The sequence below is a fragment of the Loktanella fryxellensis genome, assembly GCF_900110065.1.
GTDB lineage: Bacteria > Pseudomonadota > Alphaproteobacteria > Rhodobacterales > Rhodobacteraceae > Loktanella > Loktanella fryxellensis.
In genome coordinates, this window is the sequence record NZ_FOCI01000022.1 from 1 (window position 1) to 17,686 (window position 17,686).

General features: G+C 66.4%; 15 protein-coding genes and 1 pseudogene. 8 read left to right on the forward strand and 8 right to left on the reverse strand.

Annotated features, from left to right (window positions below; translation table 11 throughout):
• Positions 1 to 216: pseudogene (locus tag BMX16_RS13870) on the forward strand (IS5/IS1182 family transposase); the annotation flags it as partial.
• 277 nt (positions 217 to 493) lie between these two features.
• On the opposite strand, the gene BMX16_RS13875 reads toward BMX16_RS13870, so the two are convergent.
• From BMX16_RS13875 to BMX16_RS13885, 3 genes are all read right to left on the reverse strand, one after another.
• The gene (locus BMX16_RS13875; RefSeq protein WP_089904829.1) at positions 494 to 2,659 is read right to left on the reverse strand and encodes an esterase-like activity of phytase family protein; all 2,166 of its coding nucleotides are present in this window, start codon (positions 2,657 to 2,659) and stop codon (positions 494 to 496) included.
• Between the two features lie 116 nt (positions 2,660 to 2,775).
• Positions 2,776 to 3,324, reverse strand: a complete 549-nt coding sequence (locus BMX16_RS13880) for a YaeQ family protein (RefSeq protein WP_089904834.1) — start codon at positions 3,322 to 3,324, stop codon at positions 2,776 to 2,778.
• A gap of 187 nt (positions 3,325 to 3,511) precedes the next feature.
• Positions 3,512 to 4,531 (reverse strand): LacI family DNA-binding transcriptional regulator, encoded by a 1,020-nt coding sequence (locus tag BMX16_RS13885; protein ID WP_218139908.1) that lies wholly within the window; start codon positions 4,529 to 4,531, stop codon positions 3,512 to 3,514.
• Between the two features lie 98 nt (positions 4,532 to 4,629).
• Between BMX16_RS13885 and bglB the strand changes: the two genes are divergently transcribed.
• From bglB to BMX16_RS13920, 7 genes are all read left to right on the forward strand, one after another.
• A complete protein-coding gene (gene bglB / locus BMX16_RS13890; protein WP_089904837.1) occupies positions 4,630 to 5,727 on the forward strand; it encodes a beta-galactosidase BglB in 1,098 nt (365 codons plus the stop codon).
• Positions 5,724 to 6,566, forward strand: a complete 843-nt coding sequence (gene kduI, locus BMX16_RS13895) for a 5-dehydro-4-deoxy-D-glucuronate isomerase (RefSeq protein ID WP_089904840.1) — start codon at positions 5,724 to 5,726, stop codon at positions 6,564 to 6,566. The genes bglB and kduI overlap by 4 nt, the downstream gene beginning before the upstream one ends.
• Positions 6,563 to 9,064: a hypothetical protein gene (locus tag BMX16_RS13900; RefSeq protein WP_089904843.1), complete on the forward strand. Its 2,502-nt coding sequence runs from the start codon at positions 6,563 to 6,565 to the stop codon at positions 9,062 to 9,064. The genes kduI and BMX16_RS13900 overlap by 4 nt, the downstream gene beginning before the upstream one ends.
• Positions 9,065 to 9,128: 64 nt before the next feature.
• Entirely contained in the window at positions 9,129 to 10,406 is a 1,278-nt protein-coding gene (locus BMX16_RS13905; RefSeq protein WP_089904846.1) for an ABC transporter substrate-binding protein, read from the forward strand.
• A 3-nt stretch (positions 10,407 to 10,409) separates the two neighbouring features.
• A complete protein-coding gene (locus BMX16_RS13910) occupies positions 10,410 to 11,420 on the forward strand; it encodes a carbohydrate ABC transporter permease (RefSeq protein ID WP_089904849.1) in 1,011 nt (336 codons plus the stop codon).
• Positions 11,417 to 12,472 (forward strand): carbohydrate ABC transporter permease, encoded by a 1,056-nt coding sequence (locus BMX16_RS13915; protein WP_089904852.1) that lies wholly within the window; start codon positions 11,417 to 11,419, stop codon positions 12,470 to 12,472. Before BMX16_RS13910 ends, BMX16_RS13915 begins: the two co-directional genes overlap by 4 nt.
• Positions 12,473 to 12,500: 28 nt before the next feature.
• Complete coding sequence (locus BMX16_RS13920; protein WP_089904855.1) at positions 12,501 to 13,547, forward strand: ABC transporter ATP-binding protein; 1,047 nt, start codon at positions 12,501 to 12,503, stop codon at positions 13,545 to 13,547.
• A gap of 3 nt (positions 13,548 to 13,550) precedes the next feature.
• Here BMX16_RS13920 and arsJ read toward each other — a convergent pair whose 3' ends face one another.
• From arsJ to BMX16_RS13945, 5 genes are all read right to left on the reverse strand, one after another.
• The gene (arsJ, locus tag BMX16_RS13925) at positions 13,551 to 14,819 is read right to left on the reverse strand and encodes an organoarsenical effux MFS transporter ArsJ (RefSeq protein WP_281242611.1); all 1,269 of its coding nucleotides are present in this window, start codon (positions 14,817 to 14,819) and stop codon (positions 13,551 to 13,553) included.
• Positions 14,816 to 15,814, reverse strand: coding sequence for an ArsJ-associated glyceraldehyde-3-phosphate dehydrogenase (locus BMX16_RS13930; protein WP_089904861.1), 999 nt, complete (start codon positions 15,812 to 15,814; stop codon positions 14,816 to 14,818). The genes arsJ and BMX16_RS13930 overlap by 4 nt, the downstream gene beginning before the upstream one ends.
• Complete coding sequence (locus BMX16_RS13935) at positions 15,811 to 16,635, reverse strand: arsenate reductase/protein-tyrosine-phosphatase family protein (RefSeq protein WP_089904864.1); 825 nt, start codon at positions 16,633 to 16,635, stop codon at positions 15,811 to 15,813. Before BMX16_RS13935 ends, BMX16_RS13930 begins: the two co-directional genes overlap by 4 nt.
• 69 nt (positions 16,636 to 16,704) lie before the next feature.
• On the reverse strand, positions 16,705 to 17,403 hold the full coding sequence (locus BMX16_RS13940; RefSeq protein ID WP_425434038.1) for a winged helix-turn-helix domain-containing protein: 699 nt from the start codon (positions 17,401 to 17,403) through the stop codon (positions 16,705 to 16,707).
• Positions 17,381 to 17,665: a hypothetical protein gene (locus BMX16_RS13945; RefSeq protein WP_089904869.1), complete on the reverse strand. Its 285-nt coding sequence runs from the start codon at positions 17,663 to 17,665 to the stop codon at positions 17,381 to 17,383. The genes BMX16_RS13940 and BMX16_RS13945 overlap by 23 nt, the downstream gene beginning before the upstream one ends.
• Positions 17,666 to 17,686 lie beyond the last annotated feature (21 nt).

The window sequence follows — 17,686 nt, forward strand, 5'->3', positions numbered from 1 at the left end:
CGCGCATCGAAGTGTCTGGGTCGGGCGCTCTGGCGGAACTGGAGCGGATACCACCGCCGGAGCCGCGTCGAGACAAAGATGCATTGTGTAAAGCTGCTGGGCCAGCGGCTGATGGCTCGGGACTTCGACCGCCAGGTCGCAGAGGTCCAGGTGCGCATCGCTATCCTGAATGGCTACACCGCCCTTGGCATCCCCGTCACAAAGGCAGTGGCATAAATCCGTCTGGGGTAAGGGGAAAACCGTCCGTCAGCTGATTTGCGCAACAGAGTCCAGTCCACGTCCCAATCCACACGTCACGTGGTCGCCTTGTTGCAGGATAGGGCAGGCTTTGTCAGGCAGGTTTTGCACACATGCCGTACTGCGGTGGCCGGTGTCATGCCGCCGCCCATGCTTGTGACTGAAACGCTACATGCCCCGTGATGACACGGGGCGCGTGACGGGATCACACTGCACGCCGGTCCGGTCGCTTTTGACGACCGGGCCGCCGCAGCGCCTACATCGGCGGGATCGCGAACAGCATCGTCTCGCCCGAATGGTCGTCGACGCCGTCGTTGTCGGTCGACACCCACATCGTACCATCCGCAGCGATCGCCAGCCCCTCGACCTTGTCCAGCACGTAGCCGCCTGTCGCCGTCAGCATGGGCAGCAGATCGACGACCAGTTCGGGCGCCAGCACCGCCGGGGTCGTCCCCGGTTCGACCATGTCGGCCAACGCCGTCACGGGCACCCGCGTGATGCGTTTCGTCACAGCATCGCCGGCCAGCAGGTTGTCGCGTTCGACGAAATAGACGTGATCGCCGTGTGCTGCGATCTCGGACAGGCCGACCCAGCCGCTCGTGGGGGCCGACAACGGATAGTGGATCACCGACCACGTCTCGTCCGTCAGGTCGTAGCCGAGGACCTTGGCCATGCCTTCTGCATCGTCGCGCCACGACCGCTGCACGGCCAGATACAGCATGTCGCCCGACCGTGTGATCCCCTCGAAGCCGAACCGCGTCTCGACGGCCAGCAGCGCTTCCGGCAGCGGGATGGCATCCGTGATCGCGCCATCCGCATCCACCTGATAGATGGCATGCGGGATCAGCGCTGCGCTGTCGCCTTCGGACGCGACCCAGAAGCCACCCTCGCCATCCAGCGCGATGCCTTCCATGTCCAGCAGCTGTGCGGGCGCGCCGTTGCGGGTGACCGGGATCGCCGCGACGATGCGGGCGGGTGTCTGGGCCACGTCGATCCGGTAGATCGTCGGGGCCATGCTGTAGAAGCTGTCGCTGACGGCGAACATCGTGCCATCGTCGTCCATCACCTGACCCGAAATCGCACCCCAGCCGATCAGCGTGTCTGTCCCGGCACTGGTCAGCTGCGGATAGGCGGCGGGTGCTGCCTGATATTCGTAGATCATCACGTGGGACGGGGCGGCCCCGTCTTCGCGGCCATCGTATTCGTTCGCCGTCACCAGCAAGTTGCGCGCGGGAATGGCCATCGCACCTTCCGGCGAGATGCCAGACGGCAGCAGCTGCGCCAGAACCGGTGCCGCCGGGTCGGTCATGTCATAGACGCCCGCGATCGAGGCGCGTTCAGCCAGCAGGAACATCATCGGCACGTCGCCGAAGGTCGCGAACTCCATCCCTTCCGCCTCGACGCCCTTGGCATCGGACCGGGCCTCGGGATAGTGGCCAATCTCTGCGATGGCATGCTCGAACCCCATCGCATCGTCATGGACGACCGTGCCGGTGCGGTCGAACACGGTGAAACCGCGGGTGCCGCCGTCCATGTCGCCTTCGTTGGCGACGACGATGGTGTCGGTGTCGATCCACTGCACCGCATCGGGTTCGCGCGGGATCGCGTCGGAGGTTTCAACGAACCGCAGGGCGCCATCCTCGGTCAGATCGACCTCCTCCAGTGCGACGGACCCGGCGCTGAAGTGGCTTTGCACCTCGCCGGTGGCGGACACGATGACGATGTAGTTGTTTTCCTGCAGGGTCACGACGATCTCGCCGTTGGCGTTCACGTCCACGAACTCCGGCTCGGGATCTTCCGGCGCGATCTCGGCCAGACCCGTCACGTCGACGCGGATCTGGGCCGCGCAATCCATCGTGCCGCCCTCGCCCAAGGGCTGGATTACCAGATAGCCTGCGGGCATCTGCGGCACGCGGCCGTCGCCGGCGTCTTCGTCACGCTCGTTCTCGATCGCGACCGCGATGAAGGAGCCGTCGGGTGCCACGGCGGTGCTGTCCGGCTGCCCGCCCAGGTCGCAGGACGCAAGGACGTCCTGGCTGTCCGCACCGACGGCATGCAGCATGCCGGACGGCGCGGTAAAGCTCTCACTGGTGTTCTCGGCCACGAAGACCGTCTGCCCCAGGGTCGAGACGGCGGTCGGCTCTCCCTCCGGCAGGGCGAAATTGCCGGCGGCAACGGGATTCGCCGGGTCGGTGATGTCGATGAAGCCGATTACCCCGGCGGGGCTGTCGGAATAGACCAGCGTCATGCCGTCGCCCGTCGCCGCGATGATCTCGGCCGACGACACCTCTGCGTCCGGTGCGTTGGACGCCACCGGGAATGAGGCGATGCGGTTGAAGTTCATGTCCTGCGCGAACGCAGGGTTTGCGGCGACAAGCGCCACGGCAGAGGTCAGGATCAGTGTAGGATTGCGGCGGATCATCGGCGAGCTCCTTCGGATGTCGCCGCATGGGATGAAGCACAGAGGTGACAGCGGTGTGACAGCGCCGCCGTCGTCCCGCCCCGGTTGATGCCGCAGAGGAGCCTATTGCCTGCGGATCAGGCCGACTGTGCCAGCCAGTGGACCGGCGTGACATAGACGATGGCATCGTCGACGCTGACCATCACCTCGCCATCCTGAATGCTCACCTGCATCTTCATCGCGCGGCTGGCCAGTCCGGCGAGGGCCTGCGTGTCGGCCTCGGAAAAGTTCACGACGTGCAGGTTGTCGAACCGGGTCGTGCCGCCCTTGACCTTGTCCCACCACATGTCCGCCGTCCGCCCGCCGTAGGGATAGACGATCACCTGCCCCGCCTTGCTGCACGACTGGCGCAGGACCTTTTCACTGGGCAGGCCAAGCGAGACCCACACGTCGATCTCGCCGCTCAGGCTCTTTTGCCAGATGTCGGGTTCGTCGTCGGACGACAGACCCTTGGTCATTTCCAGCTGCGCGTGGGCGTTCAGGGCAAAGGCCACGATGCGCAGCATCAACCGCGCGTCCGTCTCGGAGGGATGTTTGGCGACGGTCAGCTTGTGGGTTTCGTAATAGTGCCGGTCCATGTCGGACACCGAGAGTTCGACCTTATGGATCGTCGCGTTCTGCGCCATGGGTGTGCTCCGGCCTGTCATGTTGCGGTTGACCGCGCAGCGTGCCCGGGATTGACCGGGATCGACGCTGCGACGGGTGTCAGGGGATGGGCGGCGTCATTCACCGTATGCCCCGGCATGCGCCTAGCCCTTCTGTCCTGCGGTCGCAAGGTACCGCCCCCAGCGGCCACGCAACGGTGTACGCTCGTCAGGCCCTATTCGTGCCGGTCGCTGGCGCAGGCCCGGTCGAGCCACGCTCGATGATGCGACAGGCGAGTTCGATGCGCCGTGCCGGCAGGTCCGGCGCGCCATGCGCCTCGCGCAGCAGGTCGATGGCAAGGCGTCCGATGGCCTGCATCGGAATCTCGACCGCCGACAACGGCGGGCTTTGCAACGCGCATTGCGGCAACCCGTCGAACCCCATGACGCTGACCTGCCCCGGCACGTCGATGCCCGCCTGCGCAAGCGCCATCAGCGCGCCGATCGCCAGACTGTCGCCGGCGGCCAGGATGGCCGTGAAATCCCGTGGCCCCTGCGCCAGTCGGCGGGCGACGGCGGCGGCGGCGACCTCCGGCAGCCAATCGTCGACCTCCAGCACCAGCGCGGGATCGGGGTGCAGACCTTCGGTCGTCAGCCGGTCGGCCCAGCCTTCGCGGCGACGCGCGATGGTGCGCCGACCGGGGCGGGTCAGAAACAGGATGCGCCGGTGGCCCAGACGCAGCAGCACATCCGTCGCGCGCGCGGCGGCGGTGCGGTTGCAGGGCGCGACCGACGACAACCGCATCATCGGATCGTCCGCATTCACGAGGATCACGGGCCGGTCCAGCAGCGCCGCCGCCGCGATGTCCGCGTCGTCGTCCGGCGACAGCAGCAGGTAACCCGCGATAGCGGCATCCGCGCCCTGCGCGGTCCCGCGCGCGCCGGCGGTGGTGCCGATCTGCAGCGTCATGCCCAGCGCGGTGGCGCGATCGCGCATGCCGTCCAGCACATGCAGCGTGAACTGGCTGCGACGGACATCCACCATCGCCGCCTGACTGGCCACGAGGACCGCCGTCTGCCCCGCGATGGACGCAGGCACCGCATAGCCCAGCATCACCGCCGCCGCCTGGACCCGGTCGCGCAGTTCGGCCCTGACGCCGGGGCGGTCGGCCAGCACCCGGCTGACCGTGGCCACCGACACCCCGCAGCGGGCGGCCAGATCCTCCATCCGGATGCGGCGTCGGTCCATGCCGGGGCCCTCTCGTTGCTTCCACGTCAGACTGCAAAAAACTTTCATGTTGTGCAATCATTTTGCAATCGCCATCGTCATGGCAGGTGGAGGCCGCAATGCACGACAGGACGACGATCACCCGCGCATTGGCGCGGCTGGTGGATGGGTTGACGACCCTGCGCGACGACGGGCGTTTCGATGAACCGAACCTCGACGGCACGGCGGGCGACTACATCAGTTTCGCGGCGTGGGAATGGCCGCAGGGCGTGGGCCTCTACGGCTTGGCGCGGCGCTGGCTGGACACCGGCGACGATGCCCTGCGCGTTGTGCTGGAGGGGTGGTTCGCCACCCATGCCGACCGTGGCCTGCCCGGCCTGAACGTGAACACGACCGCCCCCATGCTGGCGCTGACGCTGCTGTGGGACCGCACCCGCGATCCGCGCTGGCAACCGCTGCTGAACGATTGGGCCGACCGCGTGATGCGCGACGCCCCCCGCACCGCCGAAGGTGGCTTTCAGCACGACGTGTCCGACCGCATCAACGACGGCGAATTGTGGGACGACACCCTGTTCATGGTGGCGCTGTTCCTGGCGGCCTACGGTCAGGCATCGGGCCGACGCGAGCTTGTGGACGAAGCGCAGCGCCAGTTCCTCGTGCACACCCGCTACCTCGCCGATCCGGCGACCGGGCTGTGGTTCCATGGCTGGAGCTTTGCACGACGCGACAATTTCGCCCGTGCACGCTGGGCGCGCGGCAATGCATGGATCACGGCGGGGCTGGCCGACCTGCCGGAGTTGTGCCGTCTTGATCCCAGCGTGGCGCAGTTCCTCGACGGTGTGCTAGGGGCACAGATCGACGCGCTGCTGCCGCTGCAGGCAGCGGATGGCGGCTGGCACACGCTGCTGGACGACCCTGCGTCCTATGTCGAAACCTCGGCCACCGCCGGCATCGCATACGGCTTGCTGAAGGCCGCCCGCATCGGGCGCGCCGGTGCGGACGCCCGGACGGCGGGACTGCGCGGCGTGGATTACGTGCTGGGGCAGATCGGCGCGGACGGCGTCGTGGGAGGAGTGTCCTATGGTACCCGCATGGGCCACGACCTGCAGTTCTACCGCGACATCCCGGTGCAACCGACGGCCTATGGCCAGTCGCTCGCCATTTTGTGCCTGTCAGAGGCGCTGAACGACACCACCCACAAGGCGGACATCGCATGATCACCTGGACCACCCGCTATGACGCATCGCCAGCCGCCATCGACGGGATGGGCACGCAGGCCCTGCGCGACGCATTTCTGATCCCGCAGATCTTCGTCCCCGGCGAAGGGCGGTTCTGCTATACGCACATCGACCGCATGGTCGTGGCCGGCATCGTGCCGCAGGACACGCCGATCGCCATCGGCGAAGGGGCCGCGGTCGGCACACCGCACCTGTTCGACGCGCGCGAAGGCGGCATCGCAAACCTCGGGCGCGGGCCGGGGACGGTGCAGGTCGATGGTACCGCCTTCACCCTTGCGCCGCGCGACATCCTCTATGTCGGGCGCGGTGCGCAGGATGTGGTGCTGTCCAGCGCGGACGGGGCTAATCCCGCGCTGTTCTACCTCAACTCCGTCCCGGCGGGGGCAGATCACCCCCACCGCCTGATCCCGCAATCAGAGGCGAAACCCCTGACCATGGGCAGCGCGGAAAAATCCAACGCCCGCACCCTGCGCATGTACATCCACCCGGAGGTCGCACCGTCCTGCCTGCTGCTGATGGGGATCACCGATCCCGCCCCCGGCAGCGTGTGGAACACCATGCCACCCCACCTGCACGAACGCCGGATGGAAGCATACCTCTACTTCGACATGGACACTGAGGACCGCGTGTTCCACCTGATGGGACGGCCAGAGAACACGCGCCATCTGGTCGTGGCATCCGGTGACAGTGTCCTGTCGCCGTCGTGGTCGATCCACATGGGGGCCGGGACCGGGCCCTATGCCTTTGTCTGGGGCATGACCGGCGAGAATCAGGTGTACCGCGACGTGACCCCGGTACCGGTGAAGGATCTGACATGAACACGCTGAACCGGCCGCTGGCCATCGGCCATCCGCTGACGCTGTGGCGCGTCTCTGCCATCGTGCAAGAGGCATTCGACGTCCCCGATCAGCCGATGGAGGGGGAGATGGACCCGTTCTTCTTCCTGACCAAGGAGAAGAACTTCATCCCGCACGAATACCCCTGCCGGACGATCTTTGGCACGCAATACCGCGACCGCAGGCCGGACGAGCGGACGACGCCCGCACCCGACCGCGTCTGGCTGGGGTTCGGATCGCCGCGCCTCGATCTGTCGGGCTTCTGGTTTCGCGCCACGCGACTGGCCGCCCGGGCCGAGGCGCTGATCGTCGCCGACACCGCTGGTCCGGCCCGCCTGCGGCTGGCGACCTGCGGTGGTGCCGTCCTGCGGGTAAACGGGGCAGAGGTGCTGTGGACCGCCGCCTACCTGCGCAACTACGAGACGGCGGCAGAGGTCACGGTGGATCTGGTGGCGGGTCAAAACCGCATCGACCTGTTCATCGACGATCTGGCCGAACGCGACACGCGGTTCTATGCGCAGATCGACTATCTGGACGGCCCCGCTGCAGAACAGGCAATTCCCGTGGCGACCGATCCCGACAGCGCGCTGGCGGTCGAGGCGGCGTTGGGCACCCTGCATTTCGCCCGCACCAGCCATGACGGCGGCAACATCGCACTGACCCTGCGCACGCCGCTGCCGGTGGCGATGCAGGCACAGGTGCGGATCGAGGGTGACTTCATGTCCCACGATCCGTTCCCGCCGATGACCCTGTCGCTGCCTGCGGGCGCGACGGTGCTCGACCTCGGCGACGCATCCGCCCTGCCTGCCGATTTCCGCCATGTGGTCGTGCGCCTCAGCGTCGATGACTTCGCTGCAGAGCGTGTCTTCGGCACCGAGATCACCCGCCGCAGCGCACAGGGACCCGCCCCCGCCACGCTTTCACACCGCGTGGCGGAAGCCTTGCAAGCCGTGGCCGCGGGCGGAGAGGCGGACACGGTCCGCGCCATCGCACGTCTAGCGCTGGGCGACGGTGGGCAGGAGACACGCGCGATGATCGAGGCCGCCTTGCCCCGCATCGACGCCTGCTGGGATTGCGCCGATTTCGCGCTGGTGCCGCTGATCTGGTGCCGCCAGGCCTGGCCCGACCTGCTGGGAACGGACCTGTGCGCTCGGATCGACGCCACGATCGTCGGCTACCGCTACTGGATGGACGAACCCGGCAACGACGTGCAGTGGTATTTCTCGGAAAACCACGCCCTGCTGTTCCACACGGCGGCGCATCTGGGCGGCGCGTTGCTGCCCGACGCGACCTTCGTCCGGTCCGGTCGCAGCGGCGCGGATCAATCCGACACCGGAAAAGCCCGCCTGATGGCGTGGTTCGATCATTTCGAGGCATGGGAGATGGCCGAGTTCAACTCTGCCCCCTACTTCCCAATCGACCTCAAGGGGCTGACTGCCCTTTATGCTCTGTCCCCCGACGCCACCCTGCGCGCCCGTGCGAAGGCAGGCATCGAAAGGCTGATCGAGATCGTGGCAAACTCCGCCCACAAGGGCGTGTTGACGGCGGCGCAGGGGCGCAGCTATGAACACACGCTGCGGGCGTCGACCACGCTGGAGTTGTCGGCGATGGCGCGGATGCTGTGGGGCGCTGGCAGCTATGGCACCCGGTTCCATGCCACACCGCAACTGGCCGTCTGCCTGCGCGATCACGGGCTGGTGCTGCCGGATCTGACCGACCGCGCGGTGATGACCGGGCCGGGCGCGCAGGAATGGCGGTTCGCCCAGGGGCAGGACTGCATCGCCAAGCTCTATCACCACAAGACCGCCGATCATGCGATGGGCAGCACGGTCGCCTATCGCTGGGGCGACTGGGGCTATCAGGAAACGCTGATCCACGCGCGGCTGGGCGACAATCCCAACGCACAGATCTGGATCAATCATCCGGGCGAGGTGATCCATTCCGGCTATGGCCGTCCGTCCTACTGGGGCGGGTCCGCCTCTGTCCCCCGCGTGCAGCAGTACCGCGATCTTGCGATCGTCGTGTTCGACGGCGTGGCCCCGCAGCCCGACATGACCCATGCATGGTTTCCGGCGGCCGACTTCGACGCGGCCCACGTGCAGGGCGATACGGCGCTGGCGCAGTCCGGGGCGGCGCATCTGATGCTGCGCGGGTCCGCCGAACTGGACACGACGGACGTGGGCCCCACCACGGGCAACGAGTTGCGGCTGACCGGTCGACAGAACTGGTGGCTGATCCGGCTGGGGTCCGATACGGCACATGGCGATGCGGCAGCCTTTGCCGCGCGCTTTGCCGAACTGCGACCCGACATGGGTGCCGCAACGATCACGGTGGACGACCCGGACTATGGCCGCGTAGTCTTTCAGGACGACGGCAGTGTGGAGGCAGAGGGCCGTCGCATCGTGCCATCGGATTTCACGGTGCGGGGACACCGCGAGATGCTGCACGACACCCCGTCGCGGGAGGGCGGCCGGGTTTAGGACACAACAGCTTTTTCGCCCCAAGCGACCATCGTCGCCGGGCACACGTCAGGGAGGACGTTACATGACACGCACGATGACATCGCTGGCCGCACTGGTCGCAGCAAGCCTCGGGTCCGCCGCCTGGGCGCAGGACCCGACCGAAATCCGCATGATGTGGTATTCGGACGGAATCGAGGGCGAGGTGATGCAGGACCTCGTCACGCGGTTCGAGGAACAGAACCCCGACATCGACATCGTGTTCGACAACGTGGCCTATCAGGTCATTCAGGAACAGCTGCCGATCCAGCTCGCCTCTGGCCAAGGCCCCGACATCGCGCGTGTGACGAACCTCAAGGAGCAGGCCGAGCATTGGCTGGACCTGCGTCCGCTGGTGGCTGATGCGGCCTATTGGGACACCAATTTCGGTGACCGCTTCGACTGGATGCGCGACACCGGGTCCGACGCGATCCCCGGCTTTCTGACGCAGCTGACGCTGACCGGCGGCTATGCCAACGCCACCCTGTTCGAACAGGCGGGCGTCGCCCTGCCCGGTGCGGACGCCACGTGGGATGACTGGATCGCGGCATCGCAGCAGGTGATGGAAAGCCAGCAACTGCCCGCCGCCTTTGCCATCGACCGGTCCGGCCACCGCATTTCCGGCCCTGCCGCGTCCTATGGCGCGAATTACATCGGCGCGGACGGTGCGCCAGCGGCCATCGACGACGGCACCATGGCCTTTGCGGGCAAGCTGGTGGACTGGACCACACAGGGCCTGATGCTGCCAGAGGTGTGGGTGTCTGCCGCTGGCACGACCTACCGCGCCGCAGCGGACGATTTCATCAACGCGCAGATCCCGTTCTACTATTCCGGGTCTTGGCAGGTCGCGAACCTGTCCAGCAAGATCGGTGACGCCTTCGACTGGGTCGCCACCGGGTCGCCTTGCGGTGACGCAGGCTGTTCCGGTCTGGCCGGTGGTGCGGCGCTGGTCGCGGTGAAATACACCCAGCACCCCGAAGAGGTCGCCCGCGTCATGGATTTCCTCGCGTCGGAAGAGATCGTGCGCGAGTTCAGCGAACGCACCCTGTTCCTGCCCGCCCACGCAGGCGTGGTGGCCGCAGGTGGTCTAGAGTTCCAGTCCGAGGACCCGAACGTGCCGACGGCTCTCGACACCTTCGTCACGGCCTCGACCCAGACCGTGCCGACCGCAGATGCGCTGCCCGCGTGGATCTATGCCAACGCCTACTATGGCGCATTGGTCACGCGGATCTCACAGGTCATGGCTGGCGAACTGTCGCTGGACGAGGCGCGGACCCTGATGGATCAGGACATCGCCGATCAGGTCGCGGCGGCGCAGCAGTAGGTCATGGCCGGACTCGGGGATCTTCTGGGGCGAGCGGTCCTGTGGCCGTTCGTCCTGCTGGCCAGGTTGATCGACCTGCCGCTCCGGGTCTGGCAACGCTGGACCGGGATCGGGGGGATGGCGGCGGTGTTTTTGGCTCCGACCCTCCTGATCTTTGGTGTCTTCGTGCTGGTGCCGCTGGGCCTGAACTTTGCCTATGCCATGACCGGCGGCACAGGCATCCTGCTGGGCGAACGGCCCTTCGTGGGCTTCGAACAATACGGTCGCCTGCTGGAGTGCGAGGATTACACCCGCCGCCTGACCTGCCGCGAGGATCAGTTCTGGACCGCCGTCGGCAATACCGGCGTCTTCGTCATCTTCCAGGTGACGCTGATGGTCGCCGTGTCGCTGATCACGGCGCTGATCCTGAACCGCAACATCCGGGGCCGCGGGTTCTTTCGTGCAGTGTTCTTCTTTCCGGTGCTGTTGTCGCCGGTGGTCGTGGGTCTGATCTGGCGGTGGATCCTGCAGCGGCAGGGCCTGCTGAACCTGATCATGGTGAACCTCGGGCTTGATCCGCAGGTCTGGCTGAACGACCGCTTCTATGCCTTTGCCGCGACCATCGGCGTGTCCACATGGGCGCATATGGGGTTCTATACGCTGATCCTGCTGGCCGGACTGCAAGCCATCCCCCGCGACCTGTATGAAGCGGCAGAGATGGACGCGACCCCGCCCACCCGCGTGTTCCGGCGCATCACCCTGCCGCTGCTGGCGCCCAATCTGGCGGTGGTGCTGGTGCTGGCGCTGATCCGTGGCGTGCAGATCTTCGACGAGGTCTATGTGCTGACAGGCGGCGGGCCGGGTACATCGACCCTGTTCCTGACGCAATACATCTACGAGGCGGGCTTTGCGTCCATCCTGCGCAATCCGGGGCTGGCGGCGGCGGCGTCGATCCTGATGGGCGCGGTGCTGGTGGTGCTGACGCTGCTGCAACTGTGGCTGTCGCGCCGGGCAGAGGGGGGCCGCGTCCGATGAGCAAGGTGATGGGGTTCCTGACCGCACGGCGCGGCCACGGCGGGCGCTGGCACTGGACCGACGTGGTCACATGGGTCTGGCTGATCGGCGGCACGATCATCATGTTCGGCCCGGCGCTGTGGCTGATCTCGTCCTCGTTCAAGGGGCCTGCGCAACTGGCAGAATTTCCGCCCACCCTGCTTCCTTATGTGCAGGAACTGGCCGTCGTCGACGGCTACGACGATCCCCTGCCCCTGTTCACCGCCACGCTGGAGGATGGCACGACGCAGGTGCTGGCCGAGGTGCGCCGTGTCGGCACCAACGCACAGATGGTCGACCCCGCAAACCCCGAGACGCGCATCGACGTGAACATCGCCGACCGCACGCCGGTGCGTCAGATCGGTCTTGCGACCGACAACTACGTCGCACCGCTCGTGGCCAACGACTTCGTCCGGTATCTGTGGAATTCGGTCTTCGTCACCATGATGGCCACGATCATCACGCTGCTCACGAACTCCATGGCGGCCTTCGCGCTGTCGAAATACGACTTTCGCGGGCGCAATGCCGTGATGCTGCTGATCGTCGGCACGCTGATGGTGCCGCTGTCGGTGATCCTCGTGCCGCTCTATTCCGTGGTGAACGCGACGGGTCTGCTGAACAGCCTGTGGGGGGTCATCCTGCCCACGGTCGCCACGCCCACCGGCGTGTTCCTGCTGCGGCAATACATGCTGACCATCCCGGACGAGCTGTTGGAGGCGGCGCGGATGGATCACGCCTCCGAATGGCAGATCTACTGGCGGATCGTGCTGCCACTGGCCGCGCCTGCGCTGGCGGTGCTGGCGATCTTCTCGGTCGTGTGGCGGTGGAACGATTTCCTCTGGCCGCTGATCGTGCTGTCGCGGCGGGAACTTTACACGCTGCAGGTCGGGCTGAACACCTATGCGGGCGAGCTGAACGTGCAGTGGCATTACATCCTTGCCATGACCGTGGTGACGATGATCCCGGTCGTGCTGGTGTTCCTGTTCCTGCAGCGCTTCATCACCACCGGCATCGCCGGGTCGGGAATCAAGTAAGTCCGGCATCAAACAGACAGGAACGGACATGGGACAAATCACCCTGCGCGGCATCAGGAAAAGCTTTTCCGGCGTGGACGTCATCCACGGCATCGACCTGACGATCGCGGACGGCGAACTCGCGGTCTTCGTGGGCCCCTCGGGCTGCGGCAAGTCCACGTTGCTGCGCATGATCGCGGGTCTGGACCGGCCCACCACGGGCACGATCGAGATCGACGGGCAGGATGTGACGCGCACTTCAGCGGCCGAGCGGGGGCTGGCTATGGTTTTCCAGTCCTACGCCCTTTATCCGCACATGACGGTCCGACAGAACCTGTCGTTCGGTCTTGAAAACACCCGCATGCCCAAGAACGACATCACGGCCCGCGTCGACGATGCGGGGCGGATGCTCGAGATCATGGATCTGATGGACCGCCGCCCCACGCAACTGTCCGGCGGGCAGCGGCAGCGCGTCGCCATCGGGCGGGCCATCGTGCGCAACCCGACGGCCTTTCTGCTGGACGAGCCGCTGTCGAACCTGGATGCGGAACTGCGCGGGTCAATGCGGGCCGAACTGGCGGGCCTGCACGACCGGCTGAAGACGACGATGATCTACGTCACCCACGACCAGATCGAAGCGATGACGCTGGCCGACAAGATCGTCGTGCTGCGCAAAGGGGTGATCGAACAGGTCGACACGCCGCTGGGTCTGTACAACCGGCCGCAGAACCTGTTCGTCGCGGGCTTCATCGGGGCGCCCAACATGAACTTCTTTAATGCTGTGGCGGTGGATGGGCAGGCGGAACTGCCCGGCGGTCTGCGTGTGGCCGTGCCGGGGAACGGCCCCGTCACCATCGGCATCAGGCCGCAGATGCTGCACCTTGCGGACCCTGACGCACCCGCCCTGACCGGCACCATCCGTCTGATCGAGGCGCTGGGTGCAGAAACCGTCGTCCATGCCGCGGCGGCGGATGGCACAGCGATGGTCGTCGTCCTGTCGGGGCAACCCGCGCTGCGCACGGGCGAGACGATCCGTCTGGCCTTCGATCCGGATGCGCTGCACGTCTTCGGCGCGGACGGCCAGCGACTCGATTGACCTTCAGCTCGTCGCGACCCCATCACCGCGCAGGCGCACGGCGGTCAGGGCCGCGAGTGCGGCCAGCACGCTGGCCGTGCCCAGCACCAGCGGCAGTCCCCCGATCTGATAGGTCAGGCCGGACGCCAGCGTGCCGATCAGCCGTCCGCCTGCGTTCGCCATGTAGTAGAACCCCACGTCCATCGTCACCCGGTCGGACGTGGTGAAGGCGAGGATCAGGTAGGAATGCAGCGCCGAATTGACGGCGAACACCGCGCCGAACACCAGCAAGCCGATCACCAGCGTCGCCGTCAGCCAATTCTGCGGCCCATCCGCCGCCAGCACGGCCATGGTCAAGAGCGCAGGCACCACGGCAAGGGCCGCAGCCCAGCCGCGCGTCGCGCCGACCAGCGACGCAGGTGACCGCATCCCGGCCCGCAGGATGCGTGGCGCCGCTGCCTGCACCATGCCGTACAGGATCGTCCACACCGCCATGAACGTGCCGATCATGAAGAATGCGTTGCGGTTGCCCGCCACCGTGCCGTCGGACAGCACCGCATAGAAATAGATCGGGATGCCCACGACGAACCACACGTCGCGCGCCGCAAACAGGAACACCCGCGCCGCCGACAGCCAGTTGACGTTGGCGGAGTCCGAAAAGACCTCGGTGAACTTCGCGCCCTTGCGCCCGCGTGGCAGGCCACGCGGCATGAAGGCTACGACCGCGATCAGGATCACCGCCAGCACCGCCGCCATCGCCAGCACCGCCCCCACGAACCCGACCGTCGCCAGCAGGCCCGCGCCCAGCAGGAACCCCACGCCCTTGACCGCGTTCTTGGACCCGGTCAGCACGGCGACCCACCGGAACAGACCGTCGCCGGTGGTGGGGGCCAACAGCTTGACCGCCGACTTGGACGACATCTTGGCCAGATCCTTGGCCACGCCGCTGGCCCCCTGCACCACCATGACGAAAGCGACCGACGCCGGAACCGTCCAGCCCGGATCGAGGTTCGCCAGCGCCAGCAGCGCCACCACCTGCAACCCCAGCCCGGCATACAGCGTCGAGGTCAGTCCGAACCGCGCGGCGATCCAGCCGGCGGTCAGGTTCGTCACCATCCCCGCGATTTCGTACAGGACGAAGAGATAGGCCAGTTGCACCGCGCTGAACCCCAGCGTGTGGAAGTGCAGCAGCACCAGCATCCGAAGCGCACCGTCCGTCAGCATGAACGCCCAATAGGCCGCCGTCACGGCGACATAGGCCGACAACCCCTCTGGCCGGGCCGCCGCCGTCACACCGCGGCCCCGACCATCAAAGCGACGTCCACCAGCCGGTGGGCATAGCCCATCTCATTGTCGTACCAGACATAGACCTTCAGCTGCGTGCCGTTCACGACCATCGTGCAGCCCGCATCGACGATGCCGGACCGCGTGTCGTTGGTGTAATCCGCCGACACCAGCGGACGCGTCTCGTACCCCAGGATTCCCCTCAGCGGCCCGGCGGCAGCGGCGGCAAAGGCGGCGTTCGCCTCCTCGACCGTCACCGCGCGCTCCAGCTCGAACACGCAATCGGTCAGCGAGGCGTTCAGCAGCGGCACGCGCACCGCATGGCCGTTCAGCCGCCCCGCCAGTTCGGGATAGATCAGCGTGATCGCCGTGGCAGACCCGGTCGTCGTCGGGATGAGCGAGTTCAGCGCCGACCGCGCGCGGCGCAGATCCGATGCCGGGCGGTCCACGATGGTCTGCGTGTTGGTCACGTCGTGGATCGTGGTGATCGACCCGTGGCGGATGCCAAAGGATTCGTGCACCACCTTGACGACCGGCGCGAGGCAATTGGTCGTGCAGGACGCCGCCGTGACGATCCTGTGCCGCGCCGCATCATAGGTGGCGTCGTTGACGCCATAGACGATATTGGCCGCATCGCCATCCTTGACGGGTGCGGACACGACGACCTTCTTCACGCCCGCATCGAAATAGGGCGCAAGGGCCGCCTCGGTCTTGTAGACGCCGGTGCAGTCGATCACGACATCGACACCGTCCAGCGGCAGCGCGCGCAGGTCGCCCGTCCCGATGAAGGGCAGCCGCACGCCGTCCACCGTCACGCCGTCGGCGTCATGGGCAAACGCCGCATCCCAGCGCCCGTGCACCGAATCGAACTCCAGCAGGTGCGCGTGCATCGCCGGGTCACCCACCGCATCGTTGATCCACGCAATCCGCGCACCGCGCGCCAGCAGCGGTTTCAACGCCAGCTTGCCGATGCGACCCAGACCGTTCAGCGCATAGGTGGTCATGCGTTCGCACCCATCGCGCCGATCCGGTCCACTTCCGATTGCAGCGCAATGCGGTCCAGCCGCGCGACGGGAAGTGCCACGAACGCTTCGATGCGCCGCTTCAGCGCGCCATAGGTCTGCTGGAACGCCAGCGCCTTTTCCGCGTCGGTGCCCTGCACCTTGACCGGGTCGGGCATGCCCCAGTGGCCGCTGACCGGCTGGCCGTCCCAGGACGGACACTCCTCGTTCGCGGCCTGGTTGCAGACGGTGAACACGAAATCGAATTGCGGCGCATCGGGTCCGGTGAACTCGGCCGTGTTCTTGGGCCGCAGGTGCGACACGTCGTGCCCCCTGTCGCGCAGCACCTGCACGGCGAAGGGATTCAATTCCGACGCGGGCCGGGTGCCTGCGGAATGGGCGCGGAACCTGCCAGCACCCAGATCCCGCAGGATCGTTTCGGCAAAGATCGAGCGGGCCGAGTTGCCGGTACAGATGAACAACACGTCGAAGGTGCGGTCGGTCACGGGGGATACCCCTTTGAGAGTGGGGGCACAGACGGTCAGGCGACCACGGCAGCAGTCGCCCCACAGGTGATCCGCCATCGCCTGTGCGGCGGCCAGATCGACGACATAACGCAACGACGTGCCGGCGCGGTCCTGCACGATCAGCCCCGCCTGCGTCAGCGATGAAAGATAGGTGGACATGGTGCTGGCCTTGATACCCAGCGCCGCCGCCACCTCGCCCGCAGGAACATGGTCGGGATAGCGCCGCATCAACAGGCGGAACACAGCCAGCCGCTGCGGGTGGCCAAGGGTCGTCAACTGATCTGCAAACTGGGTCATGTTATTTCATGTATTTATGAAATATCGCACAGCGACCAGTGAAGGTTTTATGACAGTGCCCGCAGGGCGTCAGACCATGCGGATCACGTCCTTGTCGATCGCCAGCATGTAGCCCTTGCGCGCGATGTTCTTGACCAGCAGTTCGCTGACCATCTGGTTGCCCAGCGTGTCGCGCAGGCGCTTGATCCGCGTGGCCCCCGCCGCCTCGTCGCAGTCGGACGGGTCGCGACCGGAAATCACGCCCTCGATCTCTGCACCCGACAGCACCTCGTCGTCCATCCGCGCTTCGGCCAGCACGGACAGCGTCTCGATCGCGGCGGCGGTCAGCTTGAACTCGAAGTTGTTGAGATAGACCGACCCCTCGTCGCGGCTGATCAGCAGGCTGTTCACCTCGATCCCCTTGCGCTCGATCTGGCCCATGCGGCGGGTCAGACCGATCAACATGACAAGGAACGCGATGGCCGCCACCAGCAGCGCCGTGGCGAACACCAGCAGCACGAAGATCACGAACCGATAGGACGACAGCGTGTCGGAAAATGCCGTGCCCGATTCGGCAAGGATCTCCAGCAGTTTGATCTCGGCAAACTCGGTCAGGTTGGCGTTGTCCACGAACAGCCGTTCGACGCGCGCGTTGAAGGCATTGGCATCCGGCAGGTTCAGGAACAGCAGCACCGCCGCCAGCGCCAGAATCACGACGATGGCCGCGATGCCGCCGACCACGATCCGGTTGCCGATTTCGCGCGCCTCAATAGCGGAGGAAATACTCACCTGCACTGCCCCTTCTGCTGTCCAGACCGTTTGCATCGAAGACGCCCACGATGGTCAGCAGCGACCAGCCGTCCGCCTGCAACCGTGGCCCAAGGGACGCGGCGGCATTGGCGGGCGAACAGTCGCCCTCGATCTGGGATACACCGTAATGCAGGCGCAACGGGTCGTCGCGCTTTGCCTTGTAGTCGGCATAGCAGTCCGCCTGTGCGGCGGTCGCAGCCAGCAGGGCTGCACAGATCAAAGGGAAAAGCCGTTTCAACATGGGACGATACGACCCCGTGGC